Origin of the sequence: Paraburkholderia sp. BR14320 (assembly GCF_040948665.1) — a bacterium.
Lineage (GTDB): Bacteria > Pseudomonadota > Gammaproteobacteria > Burkholderiales > Burkholderiaceae > Paraburkholderia > Paraburkholderia youngii.
This window is the reverse complement of the sequence record NZ_JBFPKG010000003.1, coordinates 74,271-87,845: the sequence shown is the minus strand read 5'-3', so window position 1 is coordinate 87,845 and position 13,575 is coordinate 74,271. Positions and strand designations below refer to the sequence as shown.

Below are 13,575 nucleotides of genomic sequence, written 5' to 3'. Positions count from 1 at the left end.
GTTTAATGTGCGAACACCCTATTTCCCGTCGCGACTGGCTCAAGCTCGCCGCGATGCTGACCGTGACTGGCGCGGCACCGTTGCTGAGTGCTTTCGATGCCCGTGCGAACGCCGAACCCGATGCACCCGTACGCATCGGTTACCTGCCTATCACCGATGCCGCGCCGCTGCTCGTCGCACATAACAAGGGCTATTTCGCTGCTGCCGGTTTGCAGGCGGACAAGCCCGTACTGCTGCGCAGTTGGGCTCAACTCGTCGAAGCGTTCCTGTCAGGCCAGGTGAACGTGGTGCATCTGCTTTCTCCGATGACGGTATGGGCACGCTATGGAGCCAAGGCACCGGCAAAGATCGTCGCGTGGAATCACGTCAACGGGTCGGCTCTCACCGTCGCGCCGGACATTTCGACGGTGAACGATCTTGGTGGCAAGACCGTAGCGGTGCCGTTCTGGTACTCGATTCATAACATCGTGTTGCAGGACCTGTTGCGCGAGTATGGCCTGACGCCCGTGCTGACGAAGAGCGGTCCGCTCGAGCGCAATGAAGTTCGTCTCGTCGCGATGGCGCCTTCCGATATGCCGCCCGCGCTTGCTGCAAAACAGATTGGCGGCTTCATCGTCGCGGAGCCGTTCAACGCCGCGGCCGAAAAGATGCAGGTGGGCAAGGTCCTGCGCTTCACCGGCGACGTGTGGCGCAACCACGCCTGCTGCGTGGTGTTCATGCACGAACGGGATATCACCGGCCGTCCGCAGTGGACGCAGAAGGTGGTGGACGCGATCGTGCAGGCTCAACTGTGGACGCGCGCGCATCCGCAGGAAGCGGCGCAACTGCTTTCGCGTTCGGGGGCGGACCACTACACACCGCATACGGCGGAGGTGCTTACCGATGTGCTGGCGCCGTCCGCGGCAGGCGAGGGCCGCTACCTCGGAGACCGGGCAATCGTTCACGCCGATTGGCACCAGAAGCGGATCGATTTTCAGCCCTATCCGTATCCGTCGTACACCGAGGAACTCGTGCGGCGGCTCAAGGCGACAAAGATCGACGGTAACCAGGCGTTCGTTGCACAGCTGGACCCGAAGTTCGTCGCGGGTGATCTCGTCGACGAGCGATTCGTGAGACGAAGCATTACATCGGTTGGCGGCATGCAGGCATTCGGTTTGCCGGACGGATTCGAAAGAAGGGAGACTGTGATTGTCTAGTAGTCTTTCATCACGGACGGTGAGTTCATCGCGCACTGCGAGTCACGCCGACGGGGACAGGGCAGTGCAGCGCTCGCGGCGCCTGCCGAACGCGCTACTGGGATTGCTGGGCGGCGCGATCGCGATCGTCGCCTGGTGGGCGGCGGTGACACTGCCTGGCGGCGCCGACGGCTTCGTTGCGCAGTTTTCACCGCTGCATGCGCTGGCGGCATTGCCGGGGCTCGTCGCCGACGAGCATCTGTTGTCGCATGTGGCAGCAAGTCTGCGCCGCGTCGCGGTTAGCCTTGGCTGGGCGCTCGTCGTCGGCGTTCCGCTGGGCTTTGCACTCGGCCGCTCGAAGCGCTTCGAAACGACGTTCTCACCGACGCTGCAGTTTCTGCGCATGATCTCGCCGCTCTCGTGGATGCCCATCGCGGTGATGTCGCTCGGCATCGGCGATCGCGCTGTGTATTTCCTGCTGACCTTCGCGGCCGTGTGGCCACTGTCGATGAGCACCGCGGCAGGGGTGGCGCACATCGATCGCCGGTGGGTGCAGCTAGGCGAGTCGCTCGCTGCGACGAGGCTCGAGATGTTGTGGCACGTGTATGTGCCGGGTGTCGCCTCGCACGTGCTGACTGGCGTGCGGCTCGCAATCGGCATCCTGTGGATAGTGCTGGTGCCGGCCGAAATGCTCGGGGTCAGCTCGGGGCTGGGTTATCTCGTCCTCGATGCACGGGACCGCCTCGCCTACGGCGATTTGACCGCCGTCGTTGTGATCATTGGCGCGCTCGGGTTTGCACTGGACTGCGCCGCGCGCGCCGCGCGGAAGTTTGTCGGCGGCATGCCGGGCCAGGATTGAAGCGGGGCGCGCGAATCACACAGCCGGTCAGCTTTTGAGGATGTCCGCAAGTACTCGCACAGCCTCATCGATCGAGGTATCCCATGGGTGGCCGAAGTTCAGGCGGATGCAGTTTTCGAACGAGTGGGTAGCGGAGAAGATCGGCCCGGGCGCAATACTGATGCCGTGGGCGATGGCGCGTCGATGAAGCGCCATCGCATCGACCGCGTTGGGCAACTGAAGCCAGAGAAAGTAGCCCCCATTGGGAAGGGTCCATCGCACGTCGCGCGGCAACGAACGCCGAAGCGCGGCATCCATTGACGCTAGCTGTGACTTGAACGCATTGCGCAGCTTGCGCAAATGCTTGTCATAGCCGCCATATTGCAGATAGTCGGCAATTCCGGCCTGTACCGGAATGCTGGCCGACAGCGTCGTCATCAGCTTGAGCCGTTGCACCCGGTCGGCGAATCGGCCAGCCGCTACCCAGCCGATCCGGTAGCCGGGCGCGAGCGTCTTCGAGAACGAACTGCAGTGCATGACGAGGCCCTTGGTGTCGAAGGCTTTCGCCGGCAGCGGCCGATCACGGCTGAAGTGAAGCTCCTGATAGACGTCATCTTCGATCAGCGGTATTTCGCGCTTGGCCAGTAGCTCGACGAGCGCTTTCTTTTTTTCCACCGAGAGCGTCACGCCGGTCGGATTCTGAAAATTCGTCATGAACCAGCAGGCGCGGATCGGATGCTTATCGAGCGCGACCGCGAGTGCGTCGAGGTCCAGTCCCGTGACCGGATCGACGGGAATCTCGACCGCGCGCAGGTCGAGCCGCTCGATGGCCTGCAATGCGGCGTAAAAGCCAGGCGACTCGACCGCGATGACGTCGCCCGGGCGCGTCACCGCCATCAGACAGAGATTGAGCGCTTCCAGAGCGCCGTTTGTCACGACGATTTCCTCGGTTGCCACGGAGAGGCCCGAGCCGACGTAGCGCAGCACGATCTGGCGACGCAGGTGGTCATTGCCCGGTGGCAGGTCCGCGACGGTACTCCACGGGCTCAGCGAGCGCGTGCCCTGTGCCAGCGACTTGAGGAGCCTGGCGGACGGAAAGAGCAGAGGGGAAGGAAAAGCGGAGCCAAGCGGCACGATGCCAGGATGCTTTGCCGCATCGAGCACTGAAAAGACGAGATCCGAAATGTCTACCTTCGCGGACTCCGCGAGTGTTGCCGCCTGCATGGAAACCGCTTGCTGGACTCCCGCACCCGGTGTGACGTAAAAACCGGAACGCTCCTCGGCACGAATGAGCCCCCACTCCTCGAGCAGATAGTACGCACGCAGAACGGTCGACTGACTGACGCCATGCTGCGCGATGATATAGCGCAGGGATGGAAGGCGAGAGCCGATCGGAATATGGCCGGCTCGGATCTCTTCAGCGATCGTGGTGGCGAGTGCCTCGTAGCGGGTCATGTTGGACTTTGTTGGAATGTTTGTCGCATGTTACTCGGCGTTGGACGTCATGTGATGTTTGGAGATGTGAACGTTCGGCGAGCTTGTCGGCGCACAGTATGGCTCGAAAGCGGCGCGGCCGCCTGCCAGATGCTGATGCCCGTCGCCGTTGTCACAGCCTGGACTCTCCCACTCACCGCTGCGGACAGTCGCAGACGATTCGGGGAAGGTCGGGCTTTGGCTGTATTCACGATGATCACCTGAGAGCCTCGGGGCGGCTATATGGCAGCGTGCATCTTCGCCTATCGTTCGCGAGTGCGACGGCCGATCAGATCGGAGAAGGAATGCGACGTCTTGCCCAGGCCATCGGGACGCACGATCGACCCGCAAGCGCCCTCCAGCCGACCCCTCGCTGAATCAGTGCGGGGCGAGAGCTGCTGCGCTCCATTAAGCGCCATCTGCTGCTTGAGGCGGCTACTGCGGCGCGATATTTTCCTTATTCCGTGTGAACCACACGTCCGCCATTTCCGCACTATGTACCGCTACAACGAATTCGACAAAGCCTTCGTGCAAAGCCGCGCGGCCCAGTTTCGCGACCAGATCGAACGCTGGCAAGACGGCAGGCTGAGCGAGGATGCGTTTCGCCCGCTGCGCCTGCAAAACGGCTGGTACGTCCAGCGGCACGCGCCGATGCTGCGTGTCGCGGTTCCGTATGGCGAGCTCTCCAGCGCCCAGCTTCGCGTGCTCGCGCGAATTGCACGCGAATACGACGAGCCCGAAGCAGAGGTGTACCGGCAGGCAATGGAGGCTCAGCGCAAGCTCGGCACCGTGCGCTTGCCTACCAATCAAGCGCACTTCACGACACGCACCAATGTTCAATTCAACTGGATACCGCTGTCGAAAGCCGCCGACGTGATGGACCTCCTCGCCACGGTCAACATGCACGGCATTCAGACCAGCGGCAACTGCATCCGCAACATTTCATGCGATGAGCGGGCAGGTGTGGCACCGGACGAGATCGCCGACCCGCGGCCCTTCGCCGAAATCATGCGCCAGTGGACCACGCTGCATCCCGAGTTCGCGTTTCTGCCGCGCAAGTTCAAGATCGCGATCACCGGCGCTAAGGAGGACCGCGCGGCGACCGGATGGCACGACGTGGGACTGCGCCTCGTGCGCGACCAAAATGGCGAGCTGGGCTTTCGCGTATCGGTGGGCGGGGGCATGGGCCGCACGCCGGTCATCGGCACTGTGTTGCGCGAGTTTCTGCCGTGGCGGCACATCATGAATTACATCGAGGCAGTGGTCCGCGTGTACAACCAGTTCGGACGGCGCGACAACAAATACAAGGCGCGTATCAAGATCCTCGTGAAGGCCGAAGGCCAGCGCTTCATCGACGAAGTAGAGGAAGAGTTCCGGCAGATCGTGGATCACGACGGCGGTCCGCACACGATTCCGCAAGCCGAGTTCGACCGCATCAGCACGTATTTCGTCGTGCCGCCGGCAGCGGCCGAGCGCCGAGCTGCCGACCCGGCCGCTGCTGCCGCGCTGCAAGCCGCTGCGCGGCAGACGCCGCAATTGCAGCGCTGGCTGGAGCGCAACGTCGCGCCGCACAAGGACCCGTCCATGCGCATCGTCACGCTGTCGTTCAAGCGGCCATTGCAGGCGCCCGGCGATGCATCGGCGGAACAGCTCGAACGCGTGGCGGATCTGGTGGACCGCTTTTCGTCGGGAGAAGCGCGCGTCACGCACACGCAGAACATCGTGCTGCCGTGGGTCCACGTCGACGACCTGCTCGCGCTCTGGCACGCGGCGGTCGCGGTGCAGCTCGCAAGCGCCAATGTGCATCTGCTCACCGATATGATTTCCTGCCCCGGCGGCGACTTCTGCGCGCTCGCCAACGCCCGCTCGTTGCCGATCGCACAGAGCATCATGGAGCGCTATCAGGACCTCGACGAATTGAACGACATTGGCGAGGTCGATCTGCATATCAGCGGCTGTATCAATTCGTGCGGCCATCATCACAGCGGGCATATCGGCATTCTTGGCGTCGACAAGGATGGCGCGGAGTGGTATCAGGTCACGCTCGGCGGCGCGGATGGCTCCGCGCGCAGCGGCGACGCCCGCTCCGGCAAGGTCATCGGCCCGTCGTTCGCGTCACATGAAGTGACCGATGTCGTCGACGCGGTGCTCGGCCGCTATGTGGCGTTGCGCGAGCGGCGCGGCGAACGTCGCGAGACTTTCATCGAAACCGTGCGCCGGGTCGGACTCGATCCATTCAAGGCTGCCGCGGACGCGGTTCGCGCCACGGCGCAGGAGCGCGTATGAAGACCCCGGCACGCATTCGCCTGCTCGCCGCGCACGACCATGCCGCCGATGCAGCGGCGCCCGTACTCGCTTTGCCTAACGATGCCGATCCGCTCGCGTATGCGGCCGATATTTCAGCCGCCGCGCGCGTCGAGTTGCATTTCCCCACCTTCACCGATGGACGCGCGTACTCGCAGGCGTACCTCGTGCGCCGCCGGCTCGGCTTCAACGGAGACTTGAGGGCGACGGGCGAGGTACTGGTCGATCAACTGATGCAGATGGAGCGCATGGGCTTTTCAAGCGCGGTACTGGACGAAAACGTCGCCGTGCAAGACGCGCAGCGTCAACTCAAACGCTTCACCGGGTTTTATCAGGGCGATGTTGTGCGCGAGGCGCCGTATGGCGAGACTGGTATAGGTGTCGCGTCGGCTGCGTCCATTTTGCCGGTATCGCACGAAGAAAAAGCCTGAGCGCGGCGCAGCAGGTATATCGCTGCGATTTGCTCACTGCATCGCCAGAAGTAAGGCTGCGGCGATGCCGGCGCGTGAATACCTGTGCTGAAGTGTCAGAGTCGGCCAGCCCCGGCTGCATTCCTCAAATTGATCACAACTGCTGCTGTTCTGAATCCGTGAGAAGCATGAACATTAGTCAACGTGATCAAACGAACAGGAGGAAGTGATGGAACTCATCCGGATGGCGCGCATCGTTCTGTGGAGTTTCTTCGGAGTGCGCAATCGAGCCGCCCACGAAGCCGACTTCGCCCATGTCAACTTTAGCTGGCTGCCGTTCGTGGCAATTGGGCTGGCTGCCCTCATCGGCGGGTGCATTCTGGGTGTCGTATTGCTTGTCACACACCCTGCGATAACCGCTCAGGGTTTCTAAGCGGCAGAGCAGAGGTGGTGACTCGATTGGGCGATTCACGGGCGCGATTTCAATTTTTGTGCGCCCCGTTCTCTTTCGTCGGCACAGCAGTGTAGGCGAAGACCCTGGCTTCGGATCTCGCAGCGCCATTTCTTCAAGAATAATTGCGTGCCGGTGACATGATCGGCGAACTCATCAATGTTGATGCCGTGTTCGACTCAATCTTCTCGTATCAGCAGCGTGCTCTGAAAGATGGCTAATCCGTCGCAATTATCGAAAGCGAAGACTTTCGCGAGAGAGCTCGCTGACCGAGCTACATCCCATCAATTTCATGCCCCGCTCTAATTCTGTTTTCATCAAGGCCAGTGCCCGCTCGACGCCAGCCTGCCCAGCCGCTGCCAGCGGGAACAAATAGTAACGTCCGACGCCAACGGCTTTGGCCCCTAGAGCCAGAGCCTTCAGAACATGTGTTCCGCGTTGCACTCCTCCATCCATGATGACGTCCAGCTTGTCGCCCACGGCATCTGCCACCTCCGCAAGCTGATCGAACGCGGCTCTCGATCCATCTAGCTGCCTGCCGCCATGATTGGACAGCACGATGCCGGTACAGCCAATTGCGGCCGCACGCTTCGCGTCGTCGACAGACATCACGCCCTTCAGGCAAAACTGGCCGTCCCAGTCACGGACCATCTCGGCAACGTCGTCCCAATTCATCGAAGGGTCCAACATTTCCGTGAAGTAGCGGCCAATCGACATCGCACCGCCGCCAAAGTCGACGTGGGTCTCCAATTGCGGCATGGAAAAGCGCTCATGCGTGACGTAGTTCAGAACCCATTTCGGCTTCAGAGCGAATTGGAGCATACCGCCCAAGGTGAGTCTGAAAGGGATGGTGAAGCCTGTACGCAGATCGCGCTCGCGGTTTCCGCCAGTGATGCTGTCGACCGTCAGCATCATCACATCGATGCCAGTCTCTTTGGCGCGTTGCATCATTGCACGGTTTAAACCGCGGTCCTTATGGAAGTAGAACTGGTACACCTGCGGTGTCGGGAACGCTTTGCGTAACTCTTCCATGCTGACCGTGCCGAGCGAAGAAACGCCGAACATCGTTCCGTACTTCGACGCCGCAGCGGCCACTGCGCGTTCGCCTTCATGGTGAAAAAGGCGTTGCAGTGCGGTCGGGGAACAATACACAGGCATCGCCAGCCGCTGGCCGAGCACGTGCACCGACAGATCCACGTCGCCAACTCCCCGCAACACATTGGGTACCAGGTCACATTGCTGGAAGCTCGCGGTGTTCCGGCGATAGGTCACTTCGTCGTCGGCGGCGCCATCGATGTAGTTAAAGATCGGGCCCGGCAGTCTGAGCCGTGCCAGTTCACGGAAGTCGTGAAAGTTATGGCAATCGCTTATTTGCATATTGCGAGGTAGCCGCCGATTTGCCCTGCTGGAAGGCCAAATTTCAGGGACGATCAGTTCTCATGCCGCGTTTTTTTCATGGTCGCCGGATCGCGCACGATGGTGACCGCGCACGGCGCGTAGGCGAGCACCTGGCGGGCGACCGAACCGATCAGCCAGCGATCGAACGGCGTATGTCCGCGATGTCCCACCACGAGATGGTCGATAGCATGCCGCTCCGCGTACAGCACGATCTCTTTCGCCGGCGGCCCGACCACGAGATCGAACTCCACCGCTCCGTTCGAAGCGGCGAGCTTCGCCTTGACGTCGTCGAGGATCTCGTTGGCATGGCGCACTTCCAGCTCGATCAGATTTTTTCGCTCGACTTCGATCGCACCCCAGTCCGGCGTGCGCGCGACGACGAGAACATGCAAGCGCGCGTCGAAACGCTTGGCCAGATCGGCCGCGAAAGTCACGGCATATTGCGCGGATGCCGACCCGTCATAACCTACCAGCACGTTCTGCATGATCTGCTCCTGTGCGGTTCACACCGGGTCGCGACTTCGTCTGACGAAATCCATCGGGCCGTTTGCGTGAACCGCGAGCTCTCCCCGACTTCGCGGCGTCGGCGCGAAAGCATGTGCGATCCACTCGCGAACCTGCCGCGCGGATCGTCACGCGGACGGCGTCGGCGCCTGTGGTGTTGAATCAGTTGTCGTCGCTTCTGGACGGGAGATGCTCGTGAGGCTCGGGCTCTGCCGCGTCCGCGTTAGGAAGGTCGTCTGGGGCCGGTTTTTGCGAGCCCTTCGGATCGGGATGGCCAGTCGTGCCGGCGGAAGTTTGCGCGGGGTCGCGAGAGGTGCCGGTCGGCTCAGCGGATGGACTGGAGGTCATGATGTGCTCCTGCGCTGATGAATGCAGCTTCTCTCATGATAGTCCCCTGGCCGGTTTGAGTGATAGACGCTGTGACGCCCGCGCTGTCACGCCCGCCGGCATTTTCTAGCCACTGTCGGGCGATTCTTGAACTAGACTTTAAATCTTGCTGAATTGCATAGACAGTCTCAATGTAAGTTGATGCGGCGATCGATAAGCAAAAGGAAGGTTTTATGGCTATCGTCGTACACAACATCACTGTGGTTTCTTCGAGCTGGGGCGTAGCGTGACGGCGAGCGATGCCGCGCGCGCTACGAGCGCCTGGCGACATATCGTGCGCGCGCAGGGCATCAGCCTGTCCTACGGGAAGATACGCGCGCTGTCCGGCATCGACCTCGCCATTGGGCGCAACGAGATCGTCGGCCTGATCGGTGACAACGGCGCGGGTAAATCGACGCTCATCAAGGTGCTGACCGGTGTCGTGCGGCCGAGCACGGGCAAGCTTTTCATCCGGGACGAGGAGGTCGACTGGAGCCGCTTTTCCGTGCGCGAGGCGCACCGTTTGCGCTTCGAAACGGTCTATCAGGAAAAATCGCTGGGCGAGAAGCAGCCGCTATGGCGTAATTTTTTTGTCGGCCGGCAAATCACCAACCGGTTCGGTTTCATCAACGTTGCCGAACAACGGCGCATCGCCAACGAAATCTTGAAGCACCAGCTCGGTTTCCGCGGCGTGGGAATCGACGCGGATTCGTTGATTGCGAAACTCTCCGGTGGCGAGCGCCAGGGCATTGCGATCGGACGCGCAATGTATTTCGAAAGCGATCTGATCATTCTCGATGAACCAACGGTGGCGCTCGCCATCAGCGAGGTGCGCAAGGTTCTCGACTTCGTGCGCTCGATCAAGGATTCCGGCCGCGCTTGCATCTACATCGAACATAACCTTGCCCATGTGCACGAGCTCGCCGATCGACTGGTCGTGCTCGATCGTGGCCGGATCGTCGCGGAATTCAAGTCCGGTGAGATGAGCCTCGAGGAACTCACCCGGTTCCTGATTTCGCTGCAGCAGAGCGGGCACGGGCCGGGGCCGGTTGCGGGGACACGGACGTGAGCGATCCGATTAAAGAAAAACGGCCGGCGCGGTTAGTGCTTTTTCGCCTGCCCGGTTTTGCTCGCCTGGAAGGTTTGCCGAGCGTGGTCGTGTTTGCGTTGGTGGTCGGCCTTTTCATGGCGACCGCACCGCGGGTCTTTCTGGGCTGGCCAATCTACTTCTCCTTCCTGACCACCGTTCCGCCGCTGGTGGTGTTGGCGATCGGGCTGACTCTGGTGATTGCGGCTGGGGAGATCGATCTTTCGTTCCCGTCGGTGATGGCATTCGCGGGCTTCCTGTTCGCCTGGTGCGTGAACACCACCGGTTCGGCCTGGCTTGCCGTTATTGCGGCGTTGGCTGGCGGCGCGCTGGTCGGCGTGGTGAACGGGGTGTTGGTCGCGGTGGTCGGCGTGCCGTCGATCATCGTGACAATCGGCACACAGTTCCTCTGGGCCGGGGTCGCTTCGATACTTTCCGGCGGCCTTTCGAATGCGCTACAGCAACTCGCCAGCGGTTCGGCCTATGCAGTATTCGCGGGCACGCTGTTCGATCTGGTCCCGATGCAAGCGCTCTGGGCGCTCGGGCTCGCCATATTCATGTGGTTCATCCTCAATCGCCACCGTTTCGGCGAGCACGTGCTGTTCATCGGAGACAACCGCAACGTGGCGAAGGTCGTGGGCATCAATGTGCCGCGTGAGACGGTGAAACTGTTCACGCTGATGGGTGTGCTGGCCGGTTTCGCAACGGTGCTGCTCACGCTCGAGAACTTGAACTACTTCTCGACCCAGGGGCAAGGCTACCTGCTGCCGGCGCTGGCCGGCGTGTTCATCGGCGGAACCTCGGTGTTCGGCGGCACGGCGACGATCGTGGGTACGTTCTTCGGCACTTTCGTGATTGGCATGCTGGAGGCGGGAATCGTTGCGACAGGTATCGCCGGCTTCTGGGTACAGGCGATCGAAGGAGTGGTGTTCATCGTCGCCGTGATCCTGCATCTGTTGGTCGAGAACCCTGCCAGGCTGCGTGTGTTGCGCGAAAAACTCAGGTTTGGCGGGAGATAAAGCCGTTAAATCAGGAGATAGGAGCAGAAATGATCAAGATCATGACGGGATTGCTACTAGGCGCGAGCGTTGTTGCGTTCGGCCTCGCGCCAACCGCCGGTGCCACCGAGCCGACCACGACGGGGCCGCTCGGCGCCGGTATGACGATGTATATGCAGATGGGCGGAAACCCCGGCGACGGCGCGACGCTGCCACGTCAGACCGGCGCTGCGGACGCGGGACATGCGCTAGGCATCAAGGTGATCGAGCAGTTCTCGGCCTGGAGTCCGGAGACGATGCTTGCGCAGTTTCGCCAGGCGATGGCGGCGCATCCGACGTGTATCGGCATCATGGGCCATCCGGGCGATCCAGCCTTCGCACCACTGATCAAACAGGCGGTAGACCAGGGCATCATCGTTACCGTCGGCAATACGCCGCTGCCCGAAAACCAGAAGCTCTACGACGCGAAGGGCTTTGGCTACGCCGGCGTCGAACTCTATATCGGCGGGCAGATCACTGCTCAGGCGATGCTCAACGCCGGACTCAAGAAGGGCGACGAGGCGCTCGAATACGGTGTCTTCAACGAGAGTGTGCGCAGCCAGTCCGACCGTGGCCTTTCCGAGACGCTGGAAAAGGCCGGTGTGAAGGTGACGAGGCTCAACATCTCACCGCAGGTGGATGCCGATTCATCGCTCGCCGTGCCGATCCTGGTCGCCTTTATCCAGGCGCACCCTGATCTGAAGGCGATCGGCACGCAGCACGGCGGTGTGACCGGGTTCATTCCGCAGGCGCTCCAGCAGGCTGGCAAGAAGCCGGGGCAAATCATCGTGGGCGGCATCGATCTGGCGCCCGCCACGATTTCCGGGTTGCAGAACAAGTACCTCACTGCGACGCTCGACCAGCAGCTTTATCTGCAGGGCTTCCCGCCAGTCACGCAGTGCGTGCTTTCGGCTGCTTATCATTTCGCGGGACTGACCATCAACACCGGCGCAGGTGTGCAGACACCGGCGACGATCGACTCGCTGATTCCGCTGATCAAGCGCGGCATCCGCTAAGAACGAGCGATGCTTTTGGAATGGCTAGAGCGCCGGCAGTCAGGCCTCCAGGCGTTCGGGGGATGTCTGCACGACTTCGACAGCAGGTTCGCAAACGAACCGGCCTTCCGGGTCACGGAGCGGGTGCGCCAAGTTTGAGCGTGCCCGCCACGAACTCGCGCACGGTCTTCCTGGCATCGACTGCGGCCTTTTCGTCGTACGCGAGGGTCGCTCCATACCCGACGCAGGGATCGCTGTAAGTAAAAAGCTGGCCCGTCGCTGCGTCCATGATCTGGCCGTTCTGTGCTTCGCTCAGTTGACAGCTTCTTATGGTCTGCGCCTTGGCGAGAACGATGGGCTTCGCCGCGGCTTTCCAGTCGAACATATGCTGGGCCCCCGAGTACTCGATGAACTTGACGTCTTTTCCCTTGGCGCGCAGTCTTTCGACGTATGCGCGGCATGATGCGACAGGAGCAAATTCATCTGCACTGCCATGAAAAACGAGCACGGGCTTGTCGTCGAAATCGTCATCGGCTCTGAAGGTCGTATTGCAGTTCGGATAGAACGCGATGTACCCGGCGAAGCCCTTGCCGGAAGTGGGGCCATGCAATTGTTGAAACCGTTTGAGGTCGGCATATAACGCTGGTTGTCCGCCGCGTGATTCGCCCATCAGTATCACCCGCTCCGGATCGATTCTTGGATGCTTCTGGAGCAGGTCGAGTGCGCGATACGCGTCCTCGAGCTGCACGAGCCGGCCCAGTTGCCCCTGGTCGTTGAGCGTGCTGACGATACCGCGCCCCGCGAAACTGTCGACCACGAACGTGGCGACGCCCATCGCCAGGAACTCCTGCTGCCAGTCGGTGATACCGCTGTTGATGCCTCCCGACGGATGAAGCATGACGATCGCAGGAAGACGATCCGAACCCGCCTTGGGTAGGCTCAGCACCCCGGCAACGGTGACCGGCTTGCCCGCTTCGTGTCCGCCGAGGAACTGCTCGTCGGTGAGCGTGACCGACTGCAGCGGTAGAACCTCGGTCCGCACTACCTGCGCAGCGATCGAAGTAGAAAAGGCCGCCGCCACGGTTATCGATGTGACTAGACATAGATGCCGCAGTCCAGCACCGGATTGCGCGAGTAATGACATGGCGACATCCTCCTGACCGCAACGGCGCGTCGGCCCAATAACGTCTCTTCGAACATAGACGATCGAATGGGCTTCTCAAGATCGAGGCGACGCCTAGCCCCGACGTTCTGAAGAATGTCTTATAAGTTCTGGTCCGGGGGACTGGCTCAAACATTGCTGACCGACGCCATGGAACAGTTGCGCGGTGTGCATGGCGGTGACTCATCGGCGTGCCGACACTCTGCTACGCGCCCTATGTCGTATTATTCGTGATAAGTCCGCTGCTGACCGTGGTCGTGAGGTGCCCTCGCTCGTGGCCGGCCCCCGGCGCGCGATGCGTTTCCAACCTGGTGCAAGCGTTCTTCCACCCGACGAACCGGGCACGCACTCTAACCGGCAGTCGGCAACACTGTA

At 61.6% G+C, this 13,575-nt stretch carries 13 protein-coding genes; 8 read left to right on the top strand and 5 right to left on the bottom strand.

What is annotated here, in order from left to right; translation table 11 throughout:
- The first annotated feature begins 5 nt into the window (after positions 1-5).
- The gene (locus tag AB3X89_RS04535) at positions 6-1,196 is read left to right on the top strand and encodes an ABC transporter substrate-binding protein (protein WP_368582038.1); all 1,191 of its coding nucleotides are present in this window, start codon (positions 6-8) and stop codon (positions 1,194-1,196) included.
- A gap of 64 nt (positions 1,197-1,260) precedes the next feature.
- Positions 1,261-2,034: an ABC transporter permease gene (locus tag AB3X89_RS04530; RefSeq protein ID WP_368582037.1), complete on the top strand. Its 774-nt coding sequence runs from the start codon at positions 1,261-1,263 to the stop codon at positions 2,032-2,034.
- Positions 2,035-2,061: 27 nt separating this feature from the next.
- Here AB3X89_RS04530 and AB3X89_RS04525 read toward each other — a convergent pair whose 3' ends face one another.
- Complete coding sequence (locus tag AB3X89_RS04525; RefSeq protein ID WP_368582036.1) at positions 2,062-3,468, bottom strand: PLP-dependent aminotransferase family protein; 1,407 nt, start codon at positions 3,466-3,468, stop codon at positions 2,062-2,064.
- Positions 3,469-3,981: 513 nt separating this feature from the next.
- Between AB3X89_RS04525 and AB3X89_RS04520 the strand changes: the two genes are divergently transcribed.
- From AB3X89_RS04520 to AB3X89_RS04510, 3 genes are all read left to right on the top strand, one after another.
- Positions 3,982-5,772: a nitrite/sulfite reductase gene (locus tag AB3X89_RS04520; RefSeq protein ID WP_368582035.1), complete on the top strand. Its 1,791-nt coding sequence runs from the start codon at positions 3,982-3,984 to the stop codon at positions 5,770-5,772.
- Complete coding sequence (locus AB3X89_RS04515) at positions 5,769-6,221, top strand: DUF934 domain-containing protein (protein ID WP_368582034.1); 453 nt, start codon at positions 5,769-5,771, stop codon at positions 6,219-6,221. Before AB3X89_RS04520 ends, AB3X89_RS04515 begins: the two co-directional genes overlap by 4 nt.
- 208 nt (positions 6,222-6,429) lie before the next feature.
- A complete protein-coding gene (locus AB3X89_RS04510) occupies positions 6,430-6,633 on the top strand; it encodes a DUF2970 domain-containing protein (protein ID WP_368582032.1) in 204 nt (67 codons plus the stop codon).
- A gap of 249 nt (positions 6,634-6,882) precedes the next feature.
- Here AB3X89_RS04510 and AB3X89_RS04505 read toward each other — a convergent pair whose 3' ends face one another.
- The 3 genes from AB3X89_RS04505 to AB3X89_RS04495 all read right to left on the bottom strand — a co-directional run bounded on the left by AB3X89_RS04505 (position 6,883) and on the right by AB3X89_RS04495 (position 8,901).
- Positions 6,883-8,028, bottom strand: a complete 1,146-nt coding sequence (locus AB3X89_RS04505) for an alpha-hydroxy acid oxidase (protein ID WP_368582031.1) — start codon at positions 8,026-8,028, stop codon at positions 6,883-6,885.
- A 53-nt stretch (positions 8,029-8,081) separates the two neighbouring features.
- Positions 8,082-8,534, bottom strand: a complete 453-nt coding sequence (locus AB3X89_RS04500) for a universal stress protein (protein ID WP_368582030.1) — start codon at positions 8,532-8,534, stop codon at positions 8,082-8,084.
- 181 nt (positions 8,535-8,715) lie between these two features.
- Positions 8,716-8,901: a hypothetical protein gene (locus AB3X89_RS04495; RefSeq protein ID WP_368582029.1), complete on the bottom strand. Its 186-nt coding sequence runs from the start codon at positions 8,899-8,901 to the stop codon at positions 8,716-8,718.
- 313 nt (positions 8,902-9,214) lie between these two features.
- Between AB3X89_RS04495 and AB3X89_RS04490 the strand changes: the two genes are divergently transcribed.
- From AB3X89_RS04490 to AB3X89_RS04480, 3 genes are read left to right on the top strand one after another with little or no spacing between them, the layout of a single operon-like run.
- Entirely contained in the window at positions 9,215-9,988 is a 774-nt protein-coding gene (locus tag AB3X89_RS04490) for an ATP-binding cassette domain-containing protein (RefSeq protein ID WP_368582028.1), read from the top strand.
- The gene (locus tag AB3X89_RS04485; protein ID WP_368582027.1) at positions 9,985-11,025 is read left to right on the top strand and encodes an ABC transporter permease; all 1,041 of its coding nucleotides are present in this window, start codon (positions 9,985-9,987) and stop codon (positions 11,023-11,025) included. Before AB3X89_RS04490 ends, AB3X89_RS04485 begins: the two co-directional genes overlap by 4 nt.
- 29 nt (positions 11,026-11,054) lie before the next feature.
- Entirely contained in the window at positions 11,055-12,059 is a 1,005-nt protein-coding gene (locus AB3X89_RS04480) for a substrate-binding domain-containing protein (protein ID WP_368582026.1), read from the top strand.
- A gap of 112 nt (positions 12,060-12,171) precedes the next feature.
- On the opposite strand, the gene AB3X89_RS04475 is transcribed toward AB3X89_RS04480, so the two are convergent.
- Complete coding sequence (locus tag AB3X89_RS04475) at positions 12,172-13,182, bottom strand: dienelactone hydrolase family protein (RefSeq protein ID WP_368582025.1); 1,011 nt, start codon at positions 13,180-13,182, stop codon at positions 12,172-12,174.
- Between the last annotated feature and the right edge of the window lie 393 nt (positions 13,183-13,575).

What these genes read in the sequence shown, in the direction of transcription:
- AB3X89_RS04535 (WP_368582038.1), top strand. Translation starts at nt 6, where the DNA reads ATGTGCGAACACCCTATTTCCCGTCGCGACTGGCTCAAGCTCGCCGCG.
- AB3X89_RS04525 (WP_368582036.1), bottom strand. Translation starts at nt 3,468, where the DNA reads ATGACCCGCTACGAGGCACTCGCCACCACGATCGCTGAAGAGATCCGA.
- AB3X89_RS04520 (WP_368582035.1), top strand. Translation starts at nt 3,982, where the DNA reads ATGTACCGCTACAACGAATTCGACAAAGCCTTCGTGCAAAGCCGCGCG.
- AB3X89_RS04515 (WP_368582034.1), top strand. Translation starts at nt 5,769, where the DNA reads ATGAAGACCCCGGCACGCATTCGCCTGCTCGCCGCGCACGACCATGCC.
- AB3X89_RS04510 (WP_368582032.1), top strand. Translation starts at nt 6,430, where the DNA reads ATGGAACTCATCCGGATGGCGCGCATCGTTCTGTGGAGTTTCTTCGGA.
- AB3X89_RS04505 (WP_368582031.1), bottom strand. Translation starts at nt 8,028, where the DNA reads ATGCAAATAAGCGATTGCCATAACTTTCACGACTTCCGTGAACTGGCA.
- AB3X89_RS04500 (WP_368582030.1), bottom strand. Translation starts at nt 8,534, where the DNA reads ATGCAGAACGTGCTGGTAGGTTATGACGGGTCGGCATCCGCGCAATAT.
- AB3X89_RS04495 (WP_368582029.1), bottom strand. Translation starts at nt 8,901, where the DNA reads ATGACCTCCAGTCCATCCGCTGAGCCGACCGGCACCTCTCGCGACCCC.
- AB3X89_RS04480 (WP_368582026.1), top strand. Translation starts at nt 11,055, where the DNA reads ATGATCAAGATCATGACGGGATTGCTACTAGGCGCGAGCGTTGTTGCG.
- AB3X89_RS04475 (WP_368582025.1), bottom strand. Translation starts at nt 13,182, where the DNA reads ATGTCATTACTCGCGCAATCCGGTGCTGGACTGCGGCATCTATGTCTA.